This is a genomic window from Phaeobacter sp. NW0010-22, assembly GCF_040365955.1.
Lineage (GTDB): Bacteria > Pseudomonadota > Alphaproteobacteria > Rhodobacterales > Rhodobacteraceae > OMPR01.
Genome location: NZ_BAABWT010000004.1, coordinates 212,507 through 238,751, shown reverse-complemented (window position 1 = coordinate 238,751; position 26,245 = coordinate 212,507). Strand labels below are relative to the sequence as shown.

Below are 26,245 nucleotides of genomic sequence, written 5' to 3'. Positions count from 1 at the left end.
GTCAATCAGGCTGAGCACCAGAAAGACAGGTATGGACAAGGCGGTTGCCCCTAAGAGGGCAGCCGCCTTTGTCATGCGTGGGGTTGAGGCGCTGTGACCATAGACTTTGTTCATGACGCCATTAACCACGCGTTAGGTTTCATCATGGTTAATCAGCCTATGTTTGATGCGCCCCCATCCACCACGTCATCCGCCCTGCAGCAAAGCCCCGAATTCGCGGCAACCCTGCGCGACATCGGTCGCCCCCCAATGGTTCTGGATGATCAAAGTCTCGCATTGTATCGCCGCCTCCCTATCGGGATAAGGCTGGCTGTCTTGTCTCGGGCGCAGGTGAATAGCGGCACGCTGCCCGGCTCTCTTCGTCGCGCCGGGCTGCACCGGACGCCCCTGATAATTAACCCTGACACACCAACGCCGCAGCTGTCTGATATGGGGGCAGTTCCCTTGGTCAGCCCGGCCTCTGTGGCGGAGCTGAACCTGACAGGGGACTTGCACGAGCAATTGCACCAGAAATGGCGGAACCGCCTGAGCTATGCGGAACGCCAAAACCTGCGTGTGACTCGCCAAAACATGCCGCTTGACCCCAAGCATTGGCTGTTCACCGCCACACAGGCGCAGCAACAGACGCGCAGATATAAAACATGGCCCGTGCCATTGACCCTTGCCTATGCCCAGACAAACAAGGGCCAGGCCAAACTGTTTACTGCCTTTGCGGACACAACCCCGGTTGCCGCCGTTTTAATCTTGTGCCACGGCGACAGTGCAACCTACCACCTGGGCCATACGACGGCGCGCGGACGACACCACTGCGCTCACAATCTGCTGATGTGGGAGGCGATGGTCTGGCTGGCCCGCAAAGGGCACCAAAGACTGGACCTCGGCCTGATCTCTACCGAAGATTCGCCGGGATTGGCGCGGTTCAAACTGGGAACCGGGGCACAGCCGCGTCGGTTGGGCGGGACTTGGGGATGGTGGCCCGTTCTGGGGCGAACGCTGCGTCCCCTCGCCGCGATGGACACAAAGCTGATGGCACACAGCTAGACTCACTCGCCATCACATGATTATTTGAACAAATGTTCATATCATGGGAGAGGAGCCCCACATGCAACTGTCCACCACCGCCGCCGTCGTCACTGGCGGCGCTTCGGGTCTGGGTGAGGCCACGGCCCGCCACTTTGCAGCAAACGGTGCGCAGGTCACCATACTGGACCGCGACGCCGAGCGCGGACAACAAGTTGCTGGTGAAATCGGCGGCCATTTTGCGCAAACTGACGTCACAGACGAAGAATCTGTCGCCGCCGCCATTGCCCATGCCATGGAAAAAATGGGAAAAATCACCGCCTGCGTTAACTGTGCCGGTATTGCCTATGGCATCAAAACCGTTGGACGCGATGGCCCGCACCCGCTGGACGCATTCAAACGCACCATCGACATTAATCTGGTCGGCAGCTTCAACGTCGCGCGCCTTGCCTCGGTTGAAATGGCGAAGAACGACCCCGAATCAGACGGTGGCCGGGGTGTGATTATCAATACTGCCTCTATCGCTGCGTTTGACGGCCAAAAGGGTCAAGCTGCCTATTCCGCCTCAAAGGGCGGTGTTGTTGGCATGACTTTGCCTATGGCACGGGATCTGTCATCGACCGGGATTCGGGTCATGACCATCGCCCCCGGCATTTTCATGACGCCCATGCTGGCTGGCCTCCCCGAAGAGGTGCAACAGCAATTGGCGGCTGATGTGCCAAACCCGGCGCGCCTTGGCGATCCGTCAGAGTATGGTCGTTTGGCTGGATTCATCGTCGAAATGGGGTATCTCAACGGTGAAGTCATCCGTTTGGATGGCGCCCTGCGCATGCGCTAAGACGATTTGAAACAGGAGGGCGCGGATGACACCGTTGCAAAAGATGCTGGCCGGGGATTGGTATAGTTGCCTAGATCCAGAGCTGGAAGATTTACGCGACCGCGCCCGACTCGCCTTGTACCACAACAATCATCGCGCGCCTGACAAGCGGCGTGATCTGGTGCCTGAACTGGTGGATCTGTTCAGCGCGGTTGGCTGTGATTGCTATATTGAGGGATGGTTTCACTGCGCCTACGGCATGAACATCACCCTTGGCGATCGCGTATTTCTAAACACCGGATGTACCATCCTTGATTCGGCTCCGGTCAGGATTGGTGATGACACAATGCTGGGCCCTGCGGTGCAGGTCTATTGCGCCCAACATGCCAAAGACCCGACTGACCGCAAAGCAGGGTTGGAAATCGCTCTGCCCGTGACCATCGGTGCAAATGTGTGGATCGGTGGGGGTGCCATTATCATGCCCGGCGTCACAATCGGGGATCGTGCAATCGTGGGCGCCGGCAGCGTGGTGTTTAAGGACGTCCCCGCAGACGCACGCGTTGTTGGCAACCCCGCGCGCGCCTTGCCGTAGATCAGCCTGCCGCTTTTTCCTCAAGCTCAAGCCATTCCTCTTCTGACGCGCTTAACTTCTCTTGGCGCTGAACCAAGGCATCGGTGGCTTTTTGGAATTTAACAGGCTCGCGTGTGTACAGTTCGGGATCGGCCATCAGCTCTTCGAGTTTGGCGATTTCAGCTTCAAGTCGCTCAATCTCGGACGGTAGCTTTTCCAACCGGTGCTTTTCAGCAAAAGACAAACCCGCTTTGGCTTTGCTCTCTTGCTTCACCTTTGGCTTTGATGTCTTTGCTTTTTCGAGTTTTTCTTCTTCGATGGGGGTGCGTTGTGCAATGTAGTCGCTCCACCCGCCAGCATAAACCGTGGCCGTTCCATTGCCTTCCATCGCGACCGTCGTGGTGGCCACACGGTCCAGAAAGTCACGGTCGTGGCTGACCAACAGCACGGTCCCATCATAGTCATCCAACAGCTCTTGCAGCAGATCCAGCGTTTCCACGTCCAGATCGTTTGTTGGTTCATCCATCACCAACAAATTCGAGCTGTGCGCCATCAGTTTCGCCAACAGCAGTCGCGCCTTTTCCCCCCCAGACAGAGAGCGCACCGGCGCACGGGCCTGACGTTCGTCGAACAGGAATTCTTTGAGATAACCAACCACATGCTTGGGGTTGCCGCGCACCATGATCTGATCCGCTTTGCCAGACACACGCATTGATGGATCGCCCGTCAGGCTGTCCCACAGGCTCATATCCGGGTCCAGCTGGGCGCGGGCCTGATCAAACACCGCAACTTCCAGATTTGTGCCCTGACGCACCTGTCCGCCATCAGGTTCAACCTGCCCAAGCAGGATGTTGATCAAGGTGGTTTTGCCGACCCCATTGGGCCCCACAAAAGCCACGCGATCCCCGCGCTGCACCTTGAGATCAAAGTCTCGAATGATCTGTTTGTCGCCAAATGTCTTTGAAATACCCTCGGCTTCGATCACCTTACGGCCCGACTTTGGCCCTGCCTCCAAAGCGAATTCCGCCGCTCCTTGGCGTTTGATTTGACCTGCGCGCTGTTCCCGCAAATCATTCAGTGCACGTACACGCCCCTGATTGCGTTTGCGCCGCGCGCTAATGCCTTCAACTGCCCATCTGGCTTCGGCCTTGATCAAGCGATTCAACTTGTGGCGCTGAGTGTCTTCTTCGTCCCAGATCTGGTCACGCCAGGCCTCAAAAGCCTCGAACCCCCTTTCCTGGCGACGCACCATTCCTCTATCAACCCAGAGGGTTGCACGGGTAAGCTCACGCAAGAATGCCCTATCGTGGCTGATCAACACATAGGCCGTACGTGTGGTTTTCAGCTCGCTCTCCAGCCACCCAATCGCCTCGATATCCAGGTGGTTTGTTGGTTCGTCCAGCAGCATCAAATCTGGGGCTTCGGCCATAAGTTTGGCCAAAGCAGCCCGACGCCGCTCCCCACCAGAGGCGGTGTTTACTGCGCGGGATGGATCAAACTTCAACCCTTCGCCAGCACGCTCAACCTTGTACAACTCACCCGGTTCCAACCCGCTAGAGGCATAATCCCCCAATGTCGCAAAATCGCCCATGTCGGGGTCTTGTTCCATGTAGCCAACCGATCGTCCGGGCGGCACGACGATGTCGCCCCGATCCGCTTCGACCAGTCCAGCCATGACCTTCATCAGGGTTGATTTACCTGATCCATTGCGCCCCACCAAAGCGACGCGGTCGCCGGGTTGAACCACCAGATCAAGATCCGAAAAAACCGGGTCGCCGCCAAAGGTCAGCGAAATACCGGACATCTGCAATAAGGGAATACGTGCCATACCGTCGAGCTAAACCGCTGGATTTAGGGCGTCAACGCCTCTACCCCATCTTTTCCAAAATACTGCCCGCTCAGGCAAGGGCTCGCAGCAATCGCTTGCGCGCGGGCGGGATCGCGGCGATCTCAAGCCCGGTAAAGACGTGCAGCGTGTTCAGATGTCGGTCGATCACAGCATGATCACTGACCCAGCCCCCCATCATCAGATAGGTCCGCAACAAGGGCGGCATTCTCAGCAACGCTTTTTTACTATCCGGTTTCCGGCGCAACCGTGCGGCATAGCGAAAGACATCCGGAGCTTTGACCCTTGGCACCCATCGATTGGGGGCCAAATGTCGATGTTTCAGCATCGCAAATGCATCCAAATAGGCGCTGGTTTCGGTCCCTTCAAAGGACGAACACCCAAACAGCATTTCTATTTCGTTTTGATCGACATAAGTGGTCATAGACCCCCAGGCGACGCGCAAGATGTCGGGATCTTTCATGTCTGGGTCGATACAAAACCGCCCCATCTCCGCCATTTTGCCCGTGAAACCCTGCATGGCAGACAAATCATAAAACTGGGCTGAATAACTGCGACCGATTTCAGCCCCACCTGCAAGCACCAGAAGACGAAAACAGCAGACAAGCGCATTGTTTGCGTCGGAATCTTCGACCAATACATGCTGACATTGGTCATCAAATGGGTCTTGATCCAGCACGGCGGTGCCAAAGGCCCGCGTGCGCAAGACTTTCGCCGCGGCCATATCTGCCTGAGATTGGGCCAATCTGACGCGAAAGCGTCCTTTGCTCAGTAGCTGTGCATGTGCCAATGTATCAGCCTCTTGCAAGATAACCCGGTCCTGTTGTCCCGCTTGGCCTATCATACAGGCTGTTTCAGCAAAATGACGCCTGATTTATTGGCCCAGAGCCGCCGCGGGGTTGAAATTGCCAAGGTTGCCCAAAAGCTGACGCAAGAAGGTGCTGCTTTCAACGCTCGAGGTCGTGACTCGACGTTGCAGCGTCACAACGCGCCCGTCTTCTAGCCCAAAACGCTCAACATTTTTGACTGTGCCCGCCTGGTTGAAACTGATCGCAACCAATTCACGTGACACAATCTGTGGGGCACGCGGACCATAGTGACGCATGCGGGTGGCGACATAATACAGACCTGATTCGTCCAACACCCCTCCTGAACTGGGGGCACCGACCGCTTCGATGACGCTATCGCGTGTATCAACGCCCACTGTGATCTCGTTCAACTCATCGGGTGTAGGTGTATAACCATGGTTACGATAGACTGCTGAGCAGGCCGCCAAAGCCCCAACCGTAACCGCGACCAGTGCGAACCGTGTCGTAGATTTCTTCAGCTGAGTGAATGTGAACATCGCTGCCCCCTTGCCTTGGCTTCTTGCGCCTTTTATCCCGATTATAGAAACCGACGCTCTGGTTCAACCAACGAAAGCCCCTTGATGACCAACCCTTCTGCACTGCGCGTGGCCGATTTGCCGCAGAATACCTCTTCTTCCTTTTCTCTGCGCCCCGGCGCGGCAGAACTAAAGTCTATTGCCACCGAACTGAGCTTGCTTGGCCTGCGCAAACTCAGCTTTGAGGGGCACATAAAAGCGCAAGGTAAGAAAGACTGGCTGTTAACCGCCAAACTAGGCGCCACAGTCGTGCAGCCCTGTGTCGTGACCCTGAACCCCGTCAGCACGCGCATAGATGTCACAATCCGACGGGTTTACATGGCCGACTGGGAAGAGCCCGAAGAAGACGATGTCGAAATGCACGAAGATGACGAAGTCGAAGCGCTCGCAGAATATATCGACCCTGCAGCTGTCATGATCGAAGCTTTATCCTTGGCCCTGCCCCAGTATCCGCGCGCCGAAGGCGCTGATGTAAGTGAGGCGGTGTTTACTGAGCCCGGCAAGAAGCCAATGACCAAAGAAGATGCCAAACCCTTTGCGGGATTAGCGGCTTTGCGCGATTCTCTTAAAAAAGAGGAATGACACCGCTGACAAAAGCTGCCATAGGGGGCGCCTGTAAAAACCGCTTGATCACAACGAGAATCGCAGTATTTTCGCGCGCTCATCGGATTTAAGGTTGGACATCGCCGGGGCTGAGGCCTAAACGCACGTCAAACTGCTAGAAACGAACAATGTAACACGGCCTTCGGGAACGCCCACCGGCCCAGATAGACAAAGGTTGAGACGATGGCTGTCCAACAGAACAAAGTATCCAAGTCGCGCCGCAACAACCGCCGTGCACACGATTCCCTGGTTGCTGCAAACCCTAACGAATGCTCAAACTGCGGTGAGCTGAAGCGCCCGCACCACGTTTGCGCATCTTGCGGCCACTACGACGACAAAGAAATCGTTGCACAGGTTGACGAGATCGATCTGGACGAAGACGCGGCCTAAGTCCCTTCTGAAGCAGGCCCAAAATGACGGCGCAACCAGATCAGACAGGCGATTCTAACGGTCGCATCATCATTTCGGTTGACGCCATGGGCGGTGACGCCGGTCCGTCGGCAGTTGTCGCGGGCATTGCTAAGTCGGCAGAGAAGAACCCGGATATCGGGTTCATTCTCCACGGCCCCGAAGACACGTTAAAACCGTTAGTCGCACGGCGGCGCATCCTAGAAGGACGCGTCGCCTTTCGCGATTGTAGCGACGTCGTCACAATGGACGACAAGCCCAGCCAGGTGGTGCGCCACGGCAAGAAAACCTCAATGTGGTCGACGTTAGAATCGGTCAAAAAAGGTGAAGCCAGCGGCGCGGTCTCCTGTGGGAACACAGGCGCGTTGATGGCGTTGTCGATGATGCGCCTACGCAAATTGCCTGGCGTGAACCGCCCTGCTATTGCAATTCTGTGGCCTTCCCTCAACCCACAGGCCTTTAATGTCATGCTGGATGTGGGTGCCGATGTTCGCGCCGACGCAAAGGATTTGCTTCAATATGCCTTGATGGGGGCTTCTTACGCGCGCAACGGGCTGGAGCTTGCACGTCCGCGTGTTGGCCTGCTGAACGTCGGAACCGAAGAACACAAAGGCCGCACAGAGTTGAAAGAGGCGCATACTCTGATTGCAGAGTTTGCCGATACCGCCAACTTTGAATTCGTCGGTTTCGTCGAAGGCAGCGATATCCCCGGGGATGCGGCGGATGTGATCGTCACGGACGGATTTACCGGTAATGTCGCCATTAAAACCGGGGAAGGCACTGCCAGCCTGGTTGGTGAGCTGTTAAAGCAGGCATTCAAATACTCCTGGTTGTCACAACTTGCCTCAGTCTTAGCGATTACATCTCTGCAACGTTTGAAGAAACGCATTGACCCCCGGCGGGTGAATGGTGGGGTTTTTCTGGGCCTGAACGGGACTGTTATCAAGTCCCACGGTGGCGCGGACGCGACCGGTGTTTCCGCGGCTGTCAAGCTGGCCTTTACGCTGGCACAATCCGGATTTTCGGAAAAACTGGCCGCGCGGGTTGCATCCATCGAAGAGCTTAAACAAGATGCAGCGACCGTTGCGTCACCAGAATCCCAAAAACAAGAAGGTAGATAACCCCCCATGACAGGCCGCGCAGTCGTCACAGGTGTCGGACACTACTTGCCGGAACGCGTTGTTCCCAATGCAGAATTCGAAGCGACTTTGGAAACCTCAGACGACTGGATTCGTAGCCGCTCCGGCATCGAACGCCGTCACTTTGCGGCCGACGGGGAAACCACCTCTGACCTAGCGATCAATGCGGCACGTGCCGCACTTGCCGATGCCGGCATCGACGCGAACGATGTCGATGCCATCATCGTTGCCACCTCGACCGCCGACCTAACGTTCCCGTCCGCGGCGACTATGGTTCAAGCCGGGCTTGGGATGACATCTGGCTTTGCCTTTGATGTTCAGGCTGTCTGTGCAGGATTCGTTTATGCCCTGAGCAACGCGAATGCTCTGATCGTTTCGGGTCAGGCCAACCGGGTTTTGGTGATCGGCGCGGAAACTTTCTCACGAATCATGGATTGGTCCGACCGATCAACCTGCGTGTTGTTTGGCGATGGTGCTGGGGCTCTGGTGTTGGAATCCCAAGACACAGCAGAACAGGATCGCGGCATTCTTTCTGTCGATCTGAATTCAGACGGGCGCTACAAAGATTTGCTGTATGTCGATGGCGGTGTGTCAACACAAACCACCGGCCACCTGCGCATGCAGGGCAACCAAGTTTTCCGCCATGCCGTTGAAAAGTTAGCAAAAACAGCAAACACTGCTTTGGAAAAAGCTGGGCTTAGTGCTCAAGATGTTGACTGGATTGTACCGCATCAGGCCAACATTCGTATAATTCAGGGCACTGCCAAAAAGATGGGCCTCAGCATGGATAACGTGGTGGTGACGGTGCAAGATCACGGCAATACGTCGGCCGCATCGATCCCTCTTGCGCTGTCTGTTGGCAAAGCACGCGGCCAAATCAAGCAAGGTGATTTGATCGTTACCGAAGCGATTGGCGGCGGTTTGGCATGGGGCGCAGTTGTCATTCGGTGGTAGCTTTTTACCGCCGTTAACTTAACACTCGCAATTCATTGATATTGACAGGTAAATTCTCATACCCCTATGATTTATCAGCAACATGGGGGACGGTATGGGTGATAAAACTCTAACGCGGATGGATTTGAGCGAAGCAGTTTTTCGTGAGGTCGGTCTATCACGCAACGAAAGTGCGCAGCTTGTCGAAGGCATGCTGGAACATATGTCGGACGCTTTGGTCCGAGGTGAACAGGTCAAGATTTCGTCGTTTGGAACGTTCAGCGTTCGCGATAAATCTGCTCGCATTGGGCGCAATCCCAAGACCGGCGAAGAGGTTCCAATTCAACCTCGCCGCGTTTTGACCTTTCGCCCGTCCCATTTGATGAAGGACCGGGTTGCGGCCGGGAACCGAAAATAAATTAGGAACTGAGACACATGAGCAAGTCACGCGACGCCTTTCGCACCATCAGCGAAGTAGCGGAATGGCTGGGAATTCAGGCCCATGTGTTACGGTTCTGGGAAAGCAAGTTTTCACAGGTCAAACCTGTAAAGCGGGCTGGTGGTCGCAGGTACTATCGCCCTGCAGACATGCAGCTGCTTGGGGGGATAAAAAAGCTTCTCCATGATGATGGGCTGACGATCAAAGGTGTGCAAAAAATCTTGCGCGAGAACGGTGTGGCCCATGTCAGCGCCCTATCACAAGGGTTAGACGAGATGGCCCACACCGTTGCGACAGATCAGGAAACGGTCGTAAAGTTTCAGGCCAAACCCTTTCTGTCCAGTGAGGTTGCGCAAATTGATATGGATCTGGGTCCCGAACCCGCAGAAGACCCTGATGATTCGGCTGTAGTCGTTCTTACGCCCCAAAAACCGGTGGTCATTACTCCGGCTGCGGCCCCTGTCGCAGATCCAGAGCCAAGCGAACCAGAACCTGTGGCCGTAGCCCCCATAGAATCATCTGCGACTGTTGAAATTACAGAAGAATATGTTCCTGGCCCCCTACAAAGACTTAGCGGGAATTCCGTTTTTTCATCCGCAACGTTGGCCGCCATGCGCCCAATTGCCAATGAACTAAAGGCCTGGCTTGATCGGCAAGAAACAAGTTCAACAAGTTCGTAAAAAAGCCTCAGATTACCTCTTGCCCCGCCCGTCAAAACCGTTATGAAAGCTCCAACGTCGGGCTATGGCGCAGCCTGGTAGCGCGTCCGTCTGGGGGACGGAAGGTCGCAGGTTCGAGTCCTGCTAGCCCGACCAAAAATCGCCGACGTTAGATGATGGCAAACCCCGGCCTCCAAGAACGAGAGGACTTGGGATGACCGGTGTTTGCCCAAATCAGAAAATCGAAGCTATGGTCGTGGATGGATCAATCCACGCTACTCCCTCTATTCTTCCTGAACAGGTACAGCCTGCCAGCCTAGATCTGCGTCTAGGAACAACGGCTTACCGTGTGCGCGCCTCTTTCCTAGCGGGTGAAGGTCGCACCGTTTCAGACCGTCTTGACGAATTTGAAATGCACCGTATCGACTTGAGCCAAGGCGCCGTTCTGGAAAAAGGATGCGTGTATTTGGTTCCTCTTATGGAATCACTGGCCCTGCCCGCGGACATGAGCGCAGTGGCGAATGCCAAAAGCTCCACCGGGCGATTGGATCTGTTGACCCGCACGATCACCGACGGTGGCACCGAATTTGACCGAATTCCCTCTGGCTATACCGGTCCGCTCTTTGCCGAAATCTGCCCCCGCTCTTTTTCCGTTCTCGTTCGTCCGGGAATGCGGCTGAACCAGATTCGGTTCAGACAGGGTCAGGCCGTACTGTCTGACGACGAGTTGACCACGCTACATAAAGAAACACGGCTCGTTGACGGCGACGCGGTTATTCAGGATGGGCTCGGCTTTTCGGTCGATCTACAGCTGCCCGGAACGGACCTTGTCGGGTATCGGGCAAAACCACATACTGGGGTGATTGATCTGGATCGCATCGGCGAATACGACCCCGGCGATTATTGGGAAGAGGTGCGGACACGGGACGGCTGCATTATCCTTGATCCCGGTGCTTTCTATATTCTTGTCAGTCGCGAAGCAGTCCATATCCCACCGCTGTTTGCCGCTGAAATGGCGCCCTATTTGGCAATGGTTGGCGAATTCCGTGTCCATTATGCGGGCTTCTTCGATCCCGGCTTTGGCCATGCCGAAGCCGGTGGCGAAGGATCGCGGGGGGTGCTTGAGGTACGCTGCCACGAAGCGCCCTTTGTTTTAGAACATGGCCAAGTTGTGGGGCGACTTGTTTACGAGAGAATGGCCGAAATGCCGACTCAATTGTATGGGGCTGGCATAGCGTCAAACTACCAAGGGCAAGGCCTGAAGCTGTCAAAGCACTTCAAAACCCCGACCTAACCGCTTCTATTTAATGATAGATCGGCTTTCAAGATCATCACTGATCTCTGCCTGCACACTGCGCTCCAAGTGAGTGGACAGCGACACAAAAGTGCGCGTGCCTCGAACCCCTTCGACGTCATAGATCTGCGCCAACAGCCCTTCCAAGGCCAAGGGCGACGCAACCCGAACCTTGATGATCAGACAGGTGTCGCCGGTTACACCGTGGATCTCTTCGACCTCGGGGCGATCTTCGAGTGCGAGCATCGCGCGGGTTTTACCCCATCCCGTCGTATCCACGTGAATGAACCCCAGCAAAGGTTTACCAACAGCTGCGCCATCCAGCTGAGCCACCGTCGATTTAATCACCCCACTGGATCGCAACCGTTTGACTCGCTCGTGCACGGCGGGGGCCGACAATCCCACCTCGCGACTGATTGAGGCATAGCTTTGGGTGGCATCCCGGCTCAACGTGCCTAATATCTTTCGGTCCAAGTCATCCAATGGCCGTATCATACCGGTAGATTTCCGAACATCCTCTGTTTTTGCGACAGCCATATCGTTTTCCTTTTGCCGTATGCCATTCCAAGGAATAGCACGAACACCGAACAAGATTCATGGATATTGTACATGTGGGCGCCGATTCTAATTCTTCTCAGTTCCATCGGTATCATCGGGGCGAATTCACTTCTCCTTGCGCCGATTGTCTCTGCCGTGGGTCAAACGCTGGGCGTACCGGCAGCCCAAGTCATGCATGCCGCCAGCGCCTATGGGCTTGGCACCGCATTCGCAGCACTGACCCTTGCCCCCCTGTCTGATCGCTATGGTGCTGGGCGTATGTTGCGCCTAGCCCTGATTGGATTAGCGCTCGGCTTGGCGGCCAGCGCCTGGGCACCAACTCTGATTGCCTTGATCGTTGCACAGGCGCTCTGTGGGGTCGCGTCCGGGATCGCTCTGCCCGCTATTTATGCCCTGCCCGCCTCGATCGCTCCTGCAGGGCGCGAAGCGCAAGTGACAGGCGCAGTTTTGACCGGCTGGACTGTATCGCTAGTGCTTGGTGTCAGTGTCTCGGCCTATGCAACGGATCTGGTAGGGTGGCGTGCGGTTTATGCCGTTTTAACGGCTGCTGCGGCCCTGCTGTGGGTGCTGTCCTCGCCTCTGCGTACTATGGGTGTGGGCAGCGGTCGGTTAACATCGCCACTTAGCGCCTTGCGGGTCCCGGGCCTGAGACGTGCGTTAACCGCTGTATCCCTAATCATGACCGCTTTTTACACGTCGTACTTCTTCATGGGCATCCATGTGACCGAAGTCTTGCACGGCACCAGCGCGATGGCAGGTGCAATCTCGCTCAGCTATGGAATCGGATTCGGGCTGGCGGTGCTGGTGGACCCGCTTCTAGACCGGGTGGGTCTTGCCCGTGCAACGACGCCGCTGTTTACTATGGTCGCGGTCAGCTATGGCCTGATGGGCTTAGCTTCAACTAGTTACCTGGGGTTGGTGGGATTTGCATTCTTCTGGGGCATTGGCCAACACCTCGCGCTGAATCTCGTGGTGGCGCGGTTGACGGCCCTGGATCCGATCCAACGCGGTGCCATAATGGGATTGAACAGCACAGTCACTTATCTGTGCGTGTTCTTGTCCCCGTTTATCGGATCCGTACTATTTTCTCAGTTTGGTCTCATCGGGTGCTTAACCGCTTCAGCATTTCTCTGTCTTATCGAAGCGGTCGAAGCCCTAAGCCTGCGCCGGTCGGTTACATCCGGGTCGCCTGCTGTGCAGCCTTAGCTGCCCGGCGAGCCTGACGCATTTCCCGCTTTGCCAACCGCTCGGCCGAGGGCTGTTGCTGCGGTGCAGATTTGATGCCTAACTCAGCATCCATATCATGATGGGATTTGTTTTTGCGCTGCCCCCGGTTTGCAACCGCATCCATACCCGCGTTGATACCAGAGTTGACCAACCGCCGCATAACGGTGCGAATGACCATATTGATGACTTGATTCATGTTCATGTCAGATATCCTGTGTCGCTGCCCGAACCACTCGTGGTTCATAAAATAGTGTGAAAATGCGCCGTTTTCAGGGCATTTACATTAAGGATCCTCGAAAAGTTCGCTTTGCTCATCATCCTCATCGTCATCATCCCGCGCTGTCCCCAACGGAAACATCCCCGGCGGGGGTCTGTTTTCCAACAGTCCTGCGGCGCGCAGTTCTTTCAAGCCCGGCAGATCACGTGCGCTTTCCAGCCCGAAATGATCCAAGAACTGAGGCGTCACAACAAATGTCACCGGACGCCCCGGAGTCATACGCCGCCGCCCTAGACGAATCCACTCCATCTCCAAAAGTTGATCGATCGTTCCACGCGACACCGACACGCCGCGAATTTCTTCGATTTCGGCGCGTGTCGTTGGTTGGTGATAAGCAATGATCGCCAAGGTTTCGATGGCTGCGCGGCTCAGCTTGCGCTGCTCAACCGTTTCTTTTTGCATCAGAAAGCCCAGATCAGGTGCAGTGCGCATGGCCCATGTGTCGCCGATGCGAATAACCCTTACGCCGCGCCCCTCGTACCGGGTTTGTAGATGGATCAGCGCTTCAGCCACATTGCAGCCATGGGGCATGCGCTGTTCCAGTTCCTTGACCGTCACCGCCTCGGGGCTGGCAAACAGAACCGCTTCGACCATGCGTTCCTGTTCGGCCATTGGGGGCGCTTCGAACAGGCTTTGTCCGGTGTCACTCACGCTTTTGCTCCCTTTTCCGCAGATGGATTGGGGAAAAGCTTTCTGATTGTTTGATCTCCAGATGCCCCTCTTTCACCAGTTCCAACGAGGCGGCAAAAGTGGCCGCGGTCGCAGATCGACGGCGTGTCGGATCACCGGACCACCCTTCGGGCAAATAACTGATCATATCCGTCCACGACCCGGCAAAACCGATCAATCCCCGCATACGTTCCAATGCTTCTTCCATGGTAAACACCGAATCGCGATCCATCACAAAGGGGCGGAATTCATCACGGGTTCGGATACGCGCATAGCCCTGCATCAACTCCAACAGGGTCGCGGAGTATGTCACCGTTCGGATTTTGGTGATGTCTTCCCCCTGACCACGCGCAAAAAAGTCTCGCCCCAGTTGGTCCCGGGCCATCAAGCGCGCCGCTGAATCGCGCATCGCCTGCAATCGTTCCAACTGGAACGCCAGATGTGCAGCCAATTCAGCACCGGTCGGGCCTTCTTCGCTGGGATCCGGCGGCAAAAGCAATCGCGACTTCAAAAACGCAAGCCACGCCGCCATCACAAGATAATCCGCTGCCAATTCGATACGCAACGCCTTGGCCTGTTCGACAAAGGCAAGATATTGTCGCGCCAAGTCCAACACGGATATCCGGCGCAGATCTACCTTTTGCGTGCGCGACAAAGACAGCAACACATCCAACGGGCCCTCGAACCCGTCAACATCGACAATCAGCGCTTCGGCCGCCAGTCGCTCGGCGACCGAGACCTGATCGTCCGAAAAAAGGTTATCCGTCATACACCTGCCCGCCCATAAGGCGAGATAGTTCCGCTTCGGCGGCCACTGTGTCAAGGTTTTCAGGGGTCAACCGTGCTGCAATGGCCCGTTCGGCCCGCATCTGTGCCGCATCGGTCATGAGCCCTGCCGCGTTTGCGACCTCGGCGCGCTCAGACAAGGTTCCGTTGCAATGCAAAATCACATCACAGCCTGCCTCGATCGCTTGGCGGGACAAAGCCCCTAACGACCCGCTCAGCGCCTTCATCGAGATATCATCGGTCATGATCAAACCGTCAAAGCCGATATTTTCCCGGATCACGTCCATCATCGGTGCCGAAATTGTAGCAGGTGCAGCATCAATCTGATCATAGACCAAATGCGCCGTCATCCCCAAAGGCAGGTCATTCAACGCTCGGAACGGCGCAAAATCTGTGTCTTCAAGCTCTTCCAGATCCGCCGTTACATGGGGCAAATCAAAATGGCTGTCTTGAGTCGCACGCCCATGGCCCGGAATGTGTTTCACGACCGGCAAGACGCCACCGTCCAGGTGCCCCTGCGCAACGGCACGCCCAAGACGGGCTACAGTATCCGCCATGTTCCCATAGCAGCGGTTGCGCAAAAACGCGTGGGTTTCTGGCTGCGCAATATCCACCATGGGCGCGCAATTGCTATCAATGCCCAAGGCATGCAGTTCATGTGCAATCAACCGATACCGCAGATACATCGCCCTCTCAGCGTGTTCGCCTGCTTGTGCAGCATGATCCAACGGGGCTTTCCAAACCCGTGCCAGCGGCGCGCGCAGGCGCTGAACACGCCCGCCTTCTTGGTCGATTGTAATTGGGCAGTGCCAGCCAACCGCCTCGCGGAAGTCACCGCATAGGGCGCGGATTTGATCCGCTGTATCTATGTTGCGCGCAAACAGAATGAACCCAAATGGGTTCACTTCTCGGAACAGCGCCTTTTCGTCAGATGCCAGCCGAAACCCATCTGCATCCAGAATTGTGGCGCCGAAATTCATCGCGTCGTAACCGGTATACAATCCGCTTTTTCAGCAACCAGCGCCGAGCAGAACCGGCGTGCATCGCTCAGCCCGTCGAAACCCATGGCCCGCAGACGATAAAAAGTGCGACCCCCGCTGGAGGCTTTTTGCACAACCCGTTTTTTGCCATCCATGTAATCGCCGAACCGGGCATTGAGCCGATCCCATTCCGCGCGGGCGATTTCAGGGCTGTCATAGGCGCCAAGCTGCGCCAATCGCGTGCCAACTGGCAGGCTTTCGGCATCGATATCCAGGCTGGCCGCAGTGGCAACAGCAGAATTGATCGCTTCGTTCAATGTAGATGAACTGACCGAGGCCTGCACAACACGGGCCGGACGGACGCGAGGGCGCAAGGATCGCTGTACACCCGGTTCATCCAGCAACGCGATCGCTGGCTGCTGCGCCACAAGATCCGCGGGATCAATCGCCGCCAATGGTTCTGGCTGAACAATCCCTGCAACCTGTGCTTCAGGCAACGCCGCATCTACGAGCGACAAAGGTTCAACCCCTTCCGTCAATTCTGCCACCAATTCGTCGATGGACCCATTGCGGAATGCGTCTAACGCATTTTCACCAACTTCGTTCAGGGCGACCTGGGTTGTTGCAAGTTCCCCCATCGGCGCATCTTCTTCCGCCAACGACACCGGCCGCGGAGCCAGCATCAACCGGTCTGCAGGTGCAGCTGCCGTGCCTTGCGCCGCAACATTGTTCACCGCAAGCCCCTGATGGTCCGCAGGCGTACCACCGGGTTTTTCGGGCTGAATGCGCATCGGACCTTCGATCGCCCGCACAACTGGAACGCCGCTGACGTCACGCGCCACCAGTTTAAACCCCCAAATGCCGATACCAACAACCAGTGCAAGCGATCCAACCGCACCCAACAGGGTGACCATACGGCTTGTAGCAAAGCCGGATGTAGCCGGCCCACTATGGCCCAACGCATCGTGATCATCAGCTTCATAAAGAGGCTCAGGCGCCCCTTGTGGGGGCATCTGATAGGTATAATGCACCTGTTGCGGAGCAACCTGCCCCGTGTAGTCAAAACTCGCCATGTCCGCCTCACTGCCCTCGTGCGTCAATGCGCCAAGGTTGTCTTATGTCTGCCTCAGACCGGCGGTTTCGGGCGGTTTATATTACCGCATCTCCTGCGCCGGATTGACACCTAGAATACCAAGACCCGCAGAAATAACAACGGCTACAGACTGTGCCAGTGCCATTTTTGCCTGACTTGTGGCTGCATCGCCATCTTGGATGAATCGCAGCTCGGTCAATTCGTTGCCCCGGTTCCACAATGCGTGAAAATCCCCTGCTAATTCATATAGATAAAAGGCGACCCGATGGGGTTCATTGGTGCGCGCAGCAGTCTCAACTAAGCGTGGCCATTCTGCCAGTTTCTTGGCAACAACCAGCTCTGCCTCGTGATTAACCTTGCTCAGATCGGCTGATTTCAACGTCGCTTCATCCGCTGCAATCCCGGCTTCTGCAGCACGACGCAGTACGCTCATCACCCGCGCGTGGGCATACTGAACATAGAACACGGGGTTCTCGCGGCTCTGCTCCAACACCTTGTCGAAATCAAAGTCGAGCGAGGCATCGTTCTTGCGGGTCAGCATTACAAAACGTGTCACATCGGGACCAACCTGATCCACCACATCGCGCAGGGTAATGAACGTCCCTGCCCGTTTGGACATCTTGAACGGTTCACCGTCTTTCCACAGCTTCACCAACTGGGTCAGTTTGATATCCAGCGGGACCGTGCCCCCGGACAGAGCCGAAACCGCCGCCTTCATCCGCTTGACGTATCCGCCATGATCGGCCCCAAACACGTCGATCAGCTCGTCAAAGCCACGGCTGACCTTGTCGTAGTGATACGCGATATCCGGCGCGAAATAGGTCCAGCCGCCGTCAGATTTTTTAACCGGACGATCCACGTCATCACCGTGCTCGGTCGACTTGAACAAAGTTTGTTCGCGGGGTTCCCAATCTTCGGGCTTTTTGCCCTTCGGGGGCTCAAGCACACCCTCGTAAATCAGCCCCTTGTCATCCAACGACTTCAGCGCCGCCTCGATCAGACCGGTGCCATACAGCGATTTTTCCGAAAAGAACTTGTCCATCTTGATGCCCAACTGGGCCAGGTCGGCCCGGATCAGGTCCATCATTGCTTCGGTCGCGTATTCGCGAACATCAGCCAGCCACACATCTTCGGGCTGATTAAGATAGGCATCGCCCACCTTATCTTTCAGCGCCTGCCCAACCGGGACAAGGTAATCACCAGGATAGGTACCATCGACGAAAGCAACCTCTTGACCGTGCGCTTCGAGGTAGCGCAGATAGACAGACCGCGCCAACACATCGACCTGAGCACCACCATCGTTGATGTAATATTCACGGGTGACGTCATAGCCAGCATAGTCCAGCAAGCTCGCCAAAGCATCGCCAAACACCGCACCTCGCGTGTGTCCCACATGCAGCGGACCGGTTGGGTTGGCGGATACGTATTCCACGTTCACCTTCCGGTTCTGACCCATGTCGGATTTACCAAACGCGGTCCCCTGATCCAGAACGGCTGCCAAAACCCCCTGCCAGACAGTAGCGGACAAACGCAGGTTCAAGAATCCCGGTCCGGCCACTTCGGCACCGGTGATGCGATCATCTCCTGCCAGCTTGGCTGCCAGAGCTTCGGCAATATCGCGTGGTTTCATCTTGGCTGGCTTAGCCAAAACCATCGCTGCATTGGTCGCCATGTCCCCATGCGCCGCATCGCGGGGCGGTTCGACGGCAACATTGTCAAAGCTGAGCCCCTCAGGCAGGGTACCTTCGGCTTGCATTGCGGCCAGCGCATCCAGCACGAGGCTGCGGATCTCGGAAAACAGGTTCATTTTGGCGTCCTTTTGCTTGCTCGGCGGTTTAACACGCGCGGCGCTAAGGTCAATGGAACCAAGCCGTTTGCGTACAGATCACACCCGGTTTGGGTCTGATCCAGTCAAACGCGCGTGATCCTGCAGGGCAAACCGGTCCGTCATCCCGGCGATATAATCCGAAACGATCCGCGCCAACGCGGTTTCACAGGTCGCCGCCTCGATCTCCTCGTGCCAGCGTTCCGGCATTTGTTTAGGGTCATTCAGATAAATCGGGAACAAATCTTCGACCACTTTGGACACCTCAGCTCGCACCACCATCACCGGCGCGGCGCGGTACATGCGCGTAAACAGAAAGGTACGGATTTCTTTCAGCTGCGCCCAGACCTCAGGCGAGAACTGAACCACGGAATAGCCCAAGTTTCGAATATCCTCGACGCTTTGTGCCCCAGACCCCGCCAGCAAAGCCTGTGCAGTCTGAATGACGTCCGACACCATGACACCAAACACTCGGCGCAGCGCCTCGTGACGGCGGCGATTTTCATCAATCCCCGGATACAACCTGTCCACCTCGGCATAAGCTGAACCAACGATCGGCAATTCTGCCACTTCAGCATCGCTGAACAGTCCCGCACGTAATCCGTCATGCAGATCGTGATTGTTGTAGGCTATGTCATCTGCCAAAGCCGCCACCTGCGCTTCTGCGCTGGCATGGGTGTGCAACTCCAAATCCAGAGCAGCGTTGCATTCGGCCAAGGCCCACGGCAGATCGCCCACAACAGGGCCATTGTGTTTTGCAATGGCTTCCAGCGTTTCCCACGTCAGGTTCAACCCATCAAACTCGGCATAATGGCGTTCTAACGAGGTGACGATGCGGATCGCCTGGGCGTTATGATCAAACCCACCGTAGGGCACCATCAGCTCATGCAATGCATCCTCGCCTGTGTGTCCAAACGGGGTATGGCCCAGATCATGCGCCAATGCGACCGCCTCGGTCAGTTCCACATTCAACCCCAAGGCGCCAGCAATGGTCCGCGCGACCTGCGCCACTTCGATGGAATGGGTCAGGCGGGTGCGATAATTGTCACCCTCATGTTCCACAAAAACTTGTGTTTTGTGTTTGAGCCGGCGAAACGCGCTGGCGTGAATAATCCGATCCCGATCCCGCTGAAAGCAGGAACGAAAACTACTCTCTTCCTCCGGTACGAGCCGTCCCCTGGCACGTGCGGGATCCGAGGCAAAGGCCGCTCTCATGAGGTCTGTCCTTGTCGCCTGTCCTTGCACTTTCTATATTGTACAGCGAAGCATAAAGAAACATTGGAGTTCCGCCGTGAACCTGCCCCCCAAAGTCACCGACCGCGCGTTCGAACGTTTGGCCGAAATTGGTGCCGCCGATCAGGGGCAAGCCCTGCGCGTTGCCGTCGAGGGCGGCGGTTGTTCTGGCTTCCAATATGAAATCGCATTGGACGCCCCGGCAGCCGATGATCTGATCCTCGAAGGTCAGGGCCAACAGGTCGTCGTCGACACCGTGTCCCTGCCATTTCTGGAAAACGCGGTGATTGATTTCACCGAAGAATTGATCGGCGCGCGCTTTGTGATCGAAAACCCCAATGCCACCTCATCTTGCGGCTGCGGCACGTCTTTCTCGATGTAGGTGCCCCTGCGCCTTGCCCCCTGACGTAAGTTGGGGGATACATCGTCGGGCGTGCTAATCCGGGGACACCGCCATGAAAATTGCAACCTTCAACATCAACGGTATCAAGGCGCGTGCGCAGGCTCTGCCAGCTTGGCTAGATACAGCCCAGCCCGATGTGGTCCTGTTGCAGGAAATCAAATCCGTCGACGAAGGATTCCCTCGCGAGCTGTTCGAAGAACGCGGGTACAACGTAGAAACCCACGGGCAAAAAGGGTTCAACGGCGTTGCGATCCTGTCCAAGCTGCCGCTGGAAGACGTGCGTCGCGGGTTGCCCGGCGATGACAGCGATGAACAGGCGCGCTGGATCGAAGCGACGGTTATCGGTGAACAGGCGCTGCGGGTCTGCGGGCTATACCTGCCTAACGGCAACCCGGTGGAACTGATCGATGGCAAGCCCGTCGAGGGTGGGAAATACGACTACAAACTCAAATGGATGGAGCGTCTCTACGCTCGTGCACAAGAGCTTATGGCCGCCGAGGAACCGGCTCTGATGGCGGGCGATTACAATATCATCCCGCAAGCCGAAGACTCCAAACGCCCTGAGGCGTGGCGCGAGGACGCGCTGTTTCGCCCCGAAAGCCGCGCTGCGTTCCAACGCATTGTGAACCTTGGTTTTACCGAAGCTTTCCGCGCCCGCACCCAAGGCCCGGGTCACTACTCATTCTGGGATTACCAAGCGGGTGCCTGGAATAAAAACGATGGGATCCGGATTGATCATTTTCTGCTCACCCCACAGGCAGCAGATCTGTTGAACGAATGCAAAATCGATTCAGAGATTCGCGGATACGAAAAGCCATCCGATCACGTGCCGGTCTGGATTGATCTCACCTTCTGATCAACCCGATCCAGCGGTCACATCGTAGCCATAGAGCCAATCAAACTGACGAACCATCCGTTCTGGCGCAACTGCACCACCCAATCGCAACGCCAAATGCGCTAAGCCGCGCACTGGTGGGAAGCTCAAATGGTATTTCCACGCGTTGCCGTTTGCGGCCTCGATCACCCGACTGGCCCGTTGATGACGACGGGCCTGATACTGCGCCAAACCCATTTCGATATCTGGTTGCGTCGCCAATGAATCTGCCAAAACCCAAGCGTCTTCAAACGCCATATTCGCGCCCTGCGCCATAAAGGGCAGTGTCGGGTGCGCCGCATCGCCTAAGATGGCCAAACGCCCCTGCTGCCAGACATCCGCCACCGGATGGCGAAACAGACCCCATTGGCGCACATCTTCGACCTGATCCAACAACGCACGCGCCACGCCTTGGAACCCAGCAAAGGCCCGACGCAGGTTTTCCGGATCATCGACGTGATGCCACCCTTCGGCAGCCCATTCCGCCTTTTCCTGCACGGCCACGATGTTCACAACTGATCCGCCGCGCAAAGGATAGCAAACCAAGTGCCGCCCCGGCCCCATGAACACATTTGCCTCGTTCGGCAAGTTCACTGTGTTTGGGACAATCGTACGCCAGGCCACCTGTCCGGTGAAAAAGGGGGCGTCCGCCCCATTCAGCGCTGCCCTTGTTGGAGAGTGTAATCCATCTGCACCAATGATCAGATCGGCCTGAACCTGTGCACCATTGGCCAAATGCAGCACCGGCTTAGGGCCATTTTCGACCCGCTCCACCTTTTGCAACAACCGCACATGCACACCAGCTGCGCGCACCGCACTGGCCAAGACATCAATCAGATCCGCGCGATGAACAAAGGAAAACACCTGCTCTGCCGCGTATTTCGCAAGATCGAGCCGCAGAACCTCTGCCGCACGCCGGTAATCGCGCAAAACAACAGACTGCGCCTGCACCGAGACCTGATCAAAAGCTGTTTCCAAACCAAGTGCCCGCAAAACCACGCGCCCATTGGGGCTGATTTGCAATCCGGCCCCTACCTCGGTGATCGCCTCTGCCTGTTCAAAAACAGTAACATCCGCCCCACGCGCCCTCAGCGCTAAAGCAGCAGTCAGCCCCCCGATTCCGGCGCCGACAACTATGATTTTGTGATCTTGTAGTTCCATACACCCCCTTTAACGCAAAAACGCCGAGGCAACAGGCCCCGGCGTTTTTGCATTTTGTCGCGGTTTAGAACGAACTTAATCGTCGCGGTGAACTTTTTCGCGACGCTCGTGACGCTCCTGCGCTTCCAAGCTCATCGTTGCAATCGGGCGGGCATCTAGACGTTTCAGCGAAATGGGTTCGCCAGTCACATCACAATATCCGTATTCCCCCTCGTCGATCCGGCGCATGGCAGCATCGATTTTTGCAACAAGTTTACGCTGGCGATCCCGGGTGCGCAGTTCAAGCGCACGATCTGTTTCTTCACTGGCACGATCTGCAACATCCGGTATATTGCGCGTCCCATCTTGGAGGCCTTCGATTGTATCGCGGCTTCCTTCCAACAGTTCGTTCTTCCAGTTCAAGAGCTTACGGCGAAAATACTCAACCTGTCGCTCATTCATAAACGGTTCACTTTCAGCCGGGCGGTAGTCGTCCGGCAGAATAGTTTCCTGCTTCATAGTGGCTCCCTCGGTATGGCCAGCAACGTCCGTCATCTTAAAATCCCCAGACATTTGGCTCCCCCTTCTGCCGCAGCATTTATCCGACCAATTCGTGATTGTCACTACACAAAGCCCCATCCAAGCAGCTGTAGCGGGTTTCAAGTTGATAGTTCCTGAACATTGCGCCGAACACTTTGTTTTTATGCACTGTTTCCTTAACATTCGAATACTGGCATCAAAGTGACGTAACGGCACCAACTACCGCCAGCAAACATGAACCAACCAATACCGTGCACTGAAACAGACTGTTTTCAACCTAGAGTCGGCCTGCCCTACGAAACACCCGGCAAAAAGCGCCCTGAAAGCGCTTGCAATTACGGTCGGACGCCAACGCTGCCCGCTCAGGATAAAACGGCCCCTTCAGCCAAATTGTTTCGATTCTCGACGCAGCGACGCATCTTGTCAAAAACGCGCCACCCATTTACCTCGTGTCCCTAACGCGCCCGTCCGGCGCACGAAACACTAGAACAAGATGAGGGCCAGTTGATGACTGCACGCTTCCAGGGCACCGCCGATTACGTGGCAACTGACGATCTGACCATCGCGGTCAATGCCGCTGTCACACTGGAACGGCCCCTTTTGGTCAAGGGCGAGCCGGGCACAGGGAAAACCGAACTGGCCAAACAGGTTGCCAGCGCCCTTGGATTGCGGATGATCGAATGGAACATCAAATCCACCACTCGCGCACAGCAAGGCCTGTATGAATATGACGCCGTCAGCCGGTTGCGCGACAGCCAACTCGGCGACGAGCGCGTCAACGACGTGGCCAATTACATCAAAAAAGGTAAGCTCTGGCAGGCCTTTGAAGCGGATGAGAAAGTTGTTCTTCTGATCGATGAAATCGATAAGGCAGACATCGAGTTCCCCAATGACCTGCTGCAAGAGCTCGATAAGATGGAGTTCCACGTCTATGAGACCGGTGAAACCATTAAAGCCCGTCAGCGCCCAATCGTCATCATCACATCGAACAATGAAAAAGAGCTGCCAGACGCGTTCCTGCGCCGCTGCTTCTTTCACTACATCCGTTTCCCTGACGACGCCACCATGCGCAAAATCGTCGAAGTGCATCACCCGGGGATCAAAGAAGCACTGCTCACCACCGCTCTGACCCAGTTTTATGAGATCCGTGAAACCTCCGGGCTCAAGAAAAAGCCCTCAACCTCCGAGGTGCTGGATTGGCTCAAGTTGTTGCTGGCCGAAGATCTGACTGCAGACGATCTGAAAAAGAATGGCACCAACGCATTGCCCAAATTGCATGGCGCTCTGCTGAAGAACGAACAGGATGTGCACCTGTTCGAACGCCTTGCCTTTATGGCGCGCGGCCAACGGTAAGCTCGGAAAACCGAGCGATTCATGGAAAGTTAAACAAAGGCGGGGAATTTTCTCCGCCTTTTTTCATTGTAAATCAATGGTGCATGGTCCCTTGCCTTGGCACCGCCAGAATGCCACCATAAAACGGCCGTGAACGATCCGCAAAAGTAGCAGATTGATACCTTTTACCGATTTAGGATTTTTCCCGTGACCAATGCTCCGATTGTACGAGACCTGCGGACCACAGATCGCGCCGCTTGGGCCGAAATGTGGACGGACTATCTGGCATTTTATGAGACTTCTGTCCCCGACGCCGTGTATGACGCCACTTTTGAGCGCCTCATCGGTGACGATCCCCAAGATTTTTCCTGCCTCGTCGCAGAACAAGACGGCGCCCTTGTGGGGCTCACCCACTTCCTGTTCCATCGTCACGCCTGGAAGATTGAGAATACCTGTTATCTGCAAGACCTCTATGCTCGCCCCGAAACCCGTGGCACCGGTGTTGGTCGGGCCCTAATCCAAGCGGTTTATGATACGGCTGACAAAAAAGAATGCCCCTCGGTGTATTGGCTGACCCAAGATTTCAACGAAACGGCGCGCAAGTTGTATGACCGCATCGGCAAGCAAACGCCGTTTATCCGGTATCAGCGCCCATGATCCGTCGCTCAGTCCTTATTCTGGGCCTTGTTGCCGCAGGCTGTAACACTGTCCCGCTTGAAGACCCGCCGACGCGGGCTCAGATCTCGGACAGCACCCTGCCGCCAATGAAGTCTTTCGCCTCGCCCAGCCCGTCCCGGCCGGTGCGCTCGAACGCCAATATCGCAGCGGATTTTCTGTCGCTTCATTTCGAACTGGAAAGCGGCCGCGCCCTGCCCGTTTTCACCAGATTCGAGGCTCCGATCAGCGTCCGGGTTACCGGCTCACCACCGCCTAATCTACAAGCCGATCTCACGCGTCTGATTGACCGTTTGCGACGCGAAGCCGGGATCGACATCCAACAAGTCAGCGGTGGGCAGGCGCGCATCACGATCGAAGCCGTCAGCCGCGATGACATCCGCGAGGCCCTACCGCAAGCAGCGTGTTTCGTTGTTCCCAATGTTTCCAGCCTTGCTGAATTCCGACGCGACCGACGCAAGCCTAAAACAAACTGGTCTCTACTGCGCAAACGCGAACGGTTGGGCATATTCCTGCCTTATGACGCCAGCCCGCAAGAGGTACGCGATTGCCTGCACGAAGAACTCGCACAGGCCATTGGTCCCCTAAACGATCTCTACCGCCTTCCGGATTCGGTCTTTAACGATGACAACGTGCATACGGTTCTGACCGGCTTTGACATGTTGATCCTACAGGCCACATATGCGCCCGAATTGCGCACAGGCATGTCCCGCAGCGAGGTAGCCGCGATCTTGCCTGACCTGCTCGCACGGATGAATCCGGCTGGGTCCAATATACAACCCGAACCGGTCGCCCTGACACCGCGCAACTGGATCGATGCGGTCCAGACCGCGCTGGGCCCCGGCGCGACACCCCAAACCCGTCGCAACGCGGCAAGCGCCGCAACCAACATCGCGCAGAACCTGGGATGGAAAGACCACCGCCGGGCCTTTAGCCACTATATGCTTGGGCGCATGACCCAATTGAGTGACCCTGAATTGGCCCAACAACATTTCGGAACCGCCCTGCACTTTCTTGCCCAGACGCCGGGAACTGAACTGCACCGCGCTTATATCACCACCCAGACTTCGGCCTATGCGATCTCTCGCGGTGACAGCGCCACTGCGCTACGCCAGATCGAACCCAACCTGAAAGTCGCTCGCCAATCCGAAAATGCCGCCCTGCTATCGACTCTGATGTTGCTGAAAGCCGAGGCATTGGACCTCGCCGGAAAGCCACAGCAAGCCGGGTCTGTCAGGCTGGACAGTCTGGGATGGGCACGCTACGGGTTTGGCTCGGATTGGGCGGTTCGTGCCAAGATGCAAGAGGCTGCATCCCTGAACCCCCACAACAAGTTGGGCGGATAAACACGCATGATTATCATTGGGATGGCACTGCTGGGTGCCTTTCTCGGCGGCATGAGCGCCAAGAAACGTAGCGGCACAAAGGCGGATATCGCCCAGTATGCAGCGGGCTATGCAATTGCTTTCTCCTTGGTTGGGATGATAGCAACATTGTTAATCCACCGTCTGATGATGTGA

At 56.3% G+C, this 26,245-nt stretch carries 30 protein-coding genes and 1 tRNA gene; 18 read left to right on the top strand and 13 right to left on the bottom strand.

Features of this window, described 5'->3' with window-relative positions; translation table 11 throughout:
- Positions 1 to 144: 144 nt before the first annotated feature.
- The 3 genes from ABWV33_RS10575 to ABWV33_RS10565 all read left to right on the top strand — a co-directional run bounded on the left by ABWV33_RS10575 (position 145) and on the right by ABWV33_RS10565 (position 2,429).
- Complete coding sequence (locus ABWV33_RS10575) at positions 145 to 1,041, top strand: GNAT family N-acetyltransferase (protein WP_353330624.1); 897 nt, start codon at positions 145 to 147, stop codon at positions 1,039 to 1,041.
- A 61-nt stretch (positions 1,042 to 1,102) separates the two neighbouring features.
- Positions 1,103 to 1,858, top strand: coding sequence for a 3-hydroxyacyl-CoA dehydrogenase (locus ABWV33_RS10570; RefSeq protein WP_113824485.1), 756 nt, complete (start codon positions 1,103 to 1,105; stop codon positions 1,856 to 1,858).
- A 25-nt stretch (positions 1,859 to 1,883) separates the two neighbouring features.
- Entirely contained in the window at positions 1,884 to 2,429 is a 546-nt protein-coding gene (locus tag ABWV33_RS10565; RefSeq protein ID WP_353330622.1) for a sugar O-acetyltransferase, read from the top strand.
- Position 2,430: 1 nt separating this feature from the next.
- Here ABWV33_RS10565 and ABWV33_RS10560 read toward each other — a convergent pair whose 3' ends face one another.
- From ABWV33_RS10560 to ABWV33_RS10550, 3 genes are all read right to left on the bottom strand, one after another.
- Complete coding sequence (locus ABWV33_RS10560; RefSeq protein ID WP_353330620.1) at positions 2,431 to 4,236, bottom strand: ABC-F family ATP-binding cassette domain-containing protein; 1,806 nt, start codon at positions 4,234 to 4,236, stop codon at positions 2,431 to 2,433.
- 70 nt (positions 4,237 to 4,306) lie between these two features.
- Positions 4,307 to 4,978 carry a GNAT family N-acetyltransferase gene (locus ABWV33_RS10555; protein WP_353330928.1) on the bottom strand — a complete coding sequence of 224 codons (672 nt, stop codon included), beginning with the start codon at positions 4,976 to 4,978 and terminating at the stop codon, positions 4,307 to 4,309.
- 150 nt (positions 4,979 to 5,128) lie between these two features.
- Positions 5,129 to 5,599 carry an outer membrane protein assembly factor BamE gene (locus tag ABWV33_RS10550; RefSeq protein WP_353330618.1) on the bottom strand — a complete coding sequence of 157 codons (471 nt, stop codon included), beginning with the start codon at positions 5,597 to 5,599 and terminating at the stop codon, positions 5,129 to 5,131.
- Between the two features lie 84 nt (positions 5,600 to 5,683).
- Between ABWV33_RS10550 and ABWV33_RS10545 the strand changes: the two genes are divergently transcribed.
- The 8 genes from ABWV33_RS10545 (at position 5,684) to ABWV33_RS10510 (ending at position 11,113) form a co-directional block, all read left to right on the top strand.
- A complete protein-coding gene (locus tag ABWV33_RS10545) occupies positions 5,684 to 6,220 on the top strand; it encodes a YceD family protein (RefSeq protein WP_353330616.1) in 537 nt (178 codons plus the stop codon).
- 204 nt (positions 6,221 to 6,424) lie between these two features.
- Positions 6,425 to 6,631: a 50S ribosomal protein L32 gene (rpmF, locus tag ABWV33_RS10540; RefSeq protein WP_113824490.1), complete on the top strand. Its 207-nt coding sequence runs from the start codon at positions 6,425 to 6,427 to the stop codon at positions 6,629 to 6,631.
- Positions 6,632 to 6,654: 23 nt separating this feature from the next.
- Positions 6,655 to 7,770 (top strand): phosphate acyltransferase PlsX, encoded by a 1,116-nt coding sequence (gene plsX, locus ABWV33_RS10535; protein ID WP_353330614.1) that lies wholly within the window; start codon positions 6,655 to 6,657, stop codon positions 7,768 to 7,770.
- Between the two features lie 6 nt (positions 7,771 to 7,776).
- The gene (locus tag ABWV33_RS10530) at positions 7,777 to 8,742 is read left to right on the top strand and encodes a beta-ketoacyl-ACP synthase III (RefSeq protein WP_353330612.1); all 966 of its coding nucleotides are present in this window, start codon (positions 7,777 to 7,779) and stop codon (positions 8,740 to 8,742) included.
- A gap of 94 nt (positions 8,743 to 8,836) precedes the next feature.
- The gene (gene ihfA / locus ABWV33_RS10525; protein WP_113824493.1) at positions 8,837 to 9,139 is read left to right on the top strand and encodes an integration host factor subunit alpha; all 303 of its coding nucleotides are present in this window, start codon (positions 8,837 to 8,839) and stop codon (positions 9,137 to 9,139) included.
- 17 nt (positions 9,140 to 9,156) lie between these two features.
- Positions 9,157 to 9,840 carry a MerR family transcriptional regulator gene (locus tag ABWV33_RS10520; protein ID WP_353330611.1) on the top strand — a complete coding sequence of 228 codons (684 nt, stop codon included), beginning with the start codon at positions 9,157 to 9,159 and terminating at the stop codon, positions 9,838 to 9,840.
- A gap of 58 nt (positions 9,841 to 9,898) precedes the next feature.
- Positions 9,899 to 9,975: transfer RNA gene (locus tag ABWV33_RS10515), tRNA-Pro, on the top strand.
- 58 nt (positions 9,976 to 10,033) lie between these two features.
- Positions 10,034 to 11,113 carry a 2'-deoxycytidine 5'-triphosphate deaminase gene (locus tag ABWV33_RS10510; RefSeq protein ID WP_353330609.1) on the top strand — a complete coding sequence of 360 codons (1,080 nt, stop codon included), beginning with the start codon at positions 10,034 to 10,036 and terminating at the stop codon, positions 11,111 to 11,113.
- Between the two features lie 6 nt (positions 11,114 to 11,119).
- On the opposite strand, the gene ABWV33_RS10505 is transcribed toward ABWV33_RS10510, so the two are convergent.
- Positions 11,120 to 11,650: an Lrp/AsnC family transcriptional regulator gene (locus tag ABWV33_RS10505; RefSeq protein WP_353330607.1), complete on the bottom strand. Its 531-nt coding sequence runs from the start codon at positions 11,648 to 11,650 to the stop codon at positions 11,120 to 11,122.
- A 72-nt stretch (positions 11,651 to 11,722) separates the two neighbouring features.
- Between ABWV33_RS10505 and ABWV33_RS10500 the strand changes: the two genes are divergently transcribed.
- Positions 11,723 to 12,877 (top strand): MFS transporter, encoded by a 1,155-nt coding sequence (locus ABWV33_RS10500; protein ID WP_353330605.1) that lies wholly within the window; start codon positions 11,723 to 11,725, stop codon positions 12,875 to 12,877.
- Here the strand turns inward: ABWV33_RS10500 and ABWV33_RS10495 are convergent.
- From ABWV33_RS10495 to ABWV33_RS10465, 7 genes are all read right to left on the bottom strand, one after another.
- Entirely contained in the window at positions 12,846 to 13,100 is a 255-nt protein-coding gene (locus tag ABWV33_RS10495) for a hypothetical protein (RefSeq protein WP_113824498.1), read from the bottom strand. The genes ABWV33_RS10500 and ABWV33_RS10495 overlap by 32 nt on opposite strands.
- Positions 13,101 to 13,181: 81 nt before the next feature.
- Positions 13,182 to 13,787 carry an SMC-Scp complex subunit ScpB gene (gene scpB / locus ABWV33_RS10490; RefSeq protein ID WP_353330926.1) on the bottom strand — a complete coding sequence of 202 codons (606 nt, stop codon included), beginning with the start codon at positions 13,785 to 13,787 and terminating at the stop codon, positions 13,182 to 13,184.
- 31 nt (positions 13,788 to 13,818) lie between these two features.
- A complete protein-coding gene (locus ABWV33_RS10485) occupies positions 13,819 to 14,613 on the bottom strand; it encodes a segregation and condensation protein A (RefSeq protein WP_113824499.1) in 795 nt (264 codons plus the stop codon).
- A complete protein-coding gene (gene nagZ, locus ABWV33_RS10480; RefSeq protein WP_353330603.1) occupies positions 14,603 to 15,610 on the bottom strand; it encodes a beta-N-acetylhexosaminidase in 1,008 nt (335 codons plus the stop codon). Before nagZ ends, ABWV33_RS10485 begins: the two co-directional genes overlap by 11 nt.
- Positions 15,607 to 16,683, bottom strand: coding sequence for an SPOR domain-containing protein (locus tag ABWV33_RS10475; RefSeq protein ID WP_353330601.1), 1,077 nt, complete (start codon positions 16,681 to 16,683; stop codon positions 15,607 to 15,609). Before ABWV33_RS10475 ends, nagZ begins: the two co-directional genes overlap by 4 nt.
- 81 nt (positions 16,684 to 16,764) lie before the next feature.
- Positions 16,765 to 18,510 carry an arginine--tRNA ligase gene (gene argS, locus ABWV33_RS10470; RefSeq protein ID WP_113824502.1) on the bottom strand — a complete coding sequence of 582 codons (1,746 nt, stop codon included), beginning with the start codon at positions 18,508 to 18,510 and terminating at the stop codon, positions 16,765 to 16,767.
- Positions 18,511 to 18,588: 78 nt separating this feature from the next.
- Positions 18,589 to 19,743, bottom strand: a complete 1,155-nt coding sequence (locus tag ABWV33_RS10465; protein ID WP_353330599.1) for a deoxyguanosinetriphosphate triphosphohydrolase — start codon at positions 19,741 to 19,743, stop codon at positions 18,589 to 18,591.
- A gap of 76 nt (positions 19,744 to 19,819) precedes the next feature.
- Between ABWV33_RS10465 and ABWV33_RS10460 the strand changes: the two genes are divergently transcribed.
- Both ABWV33_RS10460 and xth read left to right on the top strand, forming a co-directional pair.
- Positions 19,820 to 20,143: a HesB/IscA family protein gene (locus ABWV33_RS10460; RefSeq protein WP_113824504.1), complete on the top strand. Its 324-nt coding sequence runs from the start codon at positions 19,820 to 19,822 to the stop codon at positions 20,141 to 20,143.
- 73 nt (positions 20,144 to 20,216) lie between these two features.
- Positions 20,217 to 21,020 carry an exodeoxyribonuclease III gene (xth, locus tag ABWV33_RS10455; RefSeq protein WP_353330597.1) on the top strand — a complete coding sequence of 268 codons (804 nt, stop codon included), beginning with the start codon at positions 20,217 to 20,219 and terminating at the stop codon, positions 21,018 to 21,020.
- On the opposite strand, the gene ABWV33_RS10450 is transcribed toward xth, so the two are convergent.
- Together ABWV33_RS10450 and dksA are read right to left on the bottom strand one after the other, a co-directional pair.
- Positions 21,021 to 22,199 carry an FAD-dependent monooxygenase gene (locus ABWV33_RS10450; protein ID WP_353330595.1) on the bottom strand — a complete coding sequence of 393 codons (1,179 nt, stop codon included), beginning with the start codon at positions 22,197 to 22,199 and terminating at the stop codon, positions 21,021 to 21,023.
- A 75-nt stretch (positions 22,200 to 22,274) separates the two neighbouring features.
- Positions 22,275 to 22,697: an RNA polymerase-binding protein DksA gene (gene dksA, locus ABWV33_RS10445; protein WP_113824677.1), complete on the bottom strand. Its 423-nt coding sequence runs from the start codon at positions 22,695 to 22,697 to the stop codon at positions 22,275 to 22,277.
- A 528-nt stretch (positions 22,698 to 23,225) separates the two neighbouring features.
- Between dksA and ABWV33_RS10440 the strand changes: the two genes are divergently transcribed.
- From ABWV33_RS10440 to ABWV33_RS10425, 4 genes are all read left to right on the top strand, one after another.
- Positions 23,226 to 24,071, top strand: coding sequence for an AAA family ATPase (locus ABWV33_RS10440; RefSeq protein ID WP_353330593.1), 846 nt, complete (start codon positions 23,226 to 23,228; stop codon positions 24,069 to 24,071).
- A gap of 246 nt (positions 24,072 to 24,317) precedes the next feature.
- Complete coding sequence (locus ABWV33_RS10435) at positions 24,318 to 24,707, top strand: GNAT family N-acetyltransferase (protein ID WP_113824678.1); 390 nt, start codon at positions 24,318 to 24,320, stop codon at positions 24,705 to 24,707.
- Positions 24,704 to 26,071 (top strand): DUF2927 domain-containing protein, encoded by a 1,368-nt coding sequence (locus tag ABWV33_RS10430; RefSeq protein ID WP_353330591.1) that lies wholly within the window; start codon positions 24,704 to 24,706, stop codon positions 26,069 to 26,071. The genes ABWV33_RS10435 and ABWV33_RS10430 overlap by 4 nt, the downstream gene beginning before the upstream one ends.
- A 6-nt stretch (positions 26,072 to 26,077) precedes the next feature.
- On the top strand, positions 26,078 to 26,245 hold the full coding sequence (locus tag ABWV33_RS10425) for an apolipoprotein acyltransferase (RefSeq protein WP_113824509.1): 168 nt from the start codon (positions 26,078 to 26,080) through the stop codon (positions 26,243 to 26,245).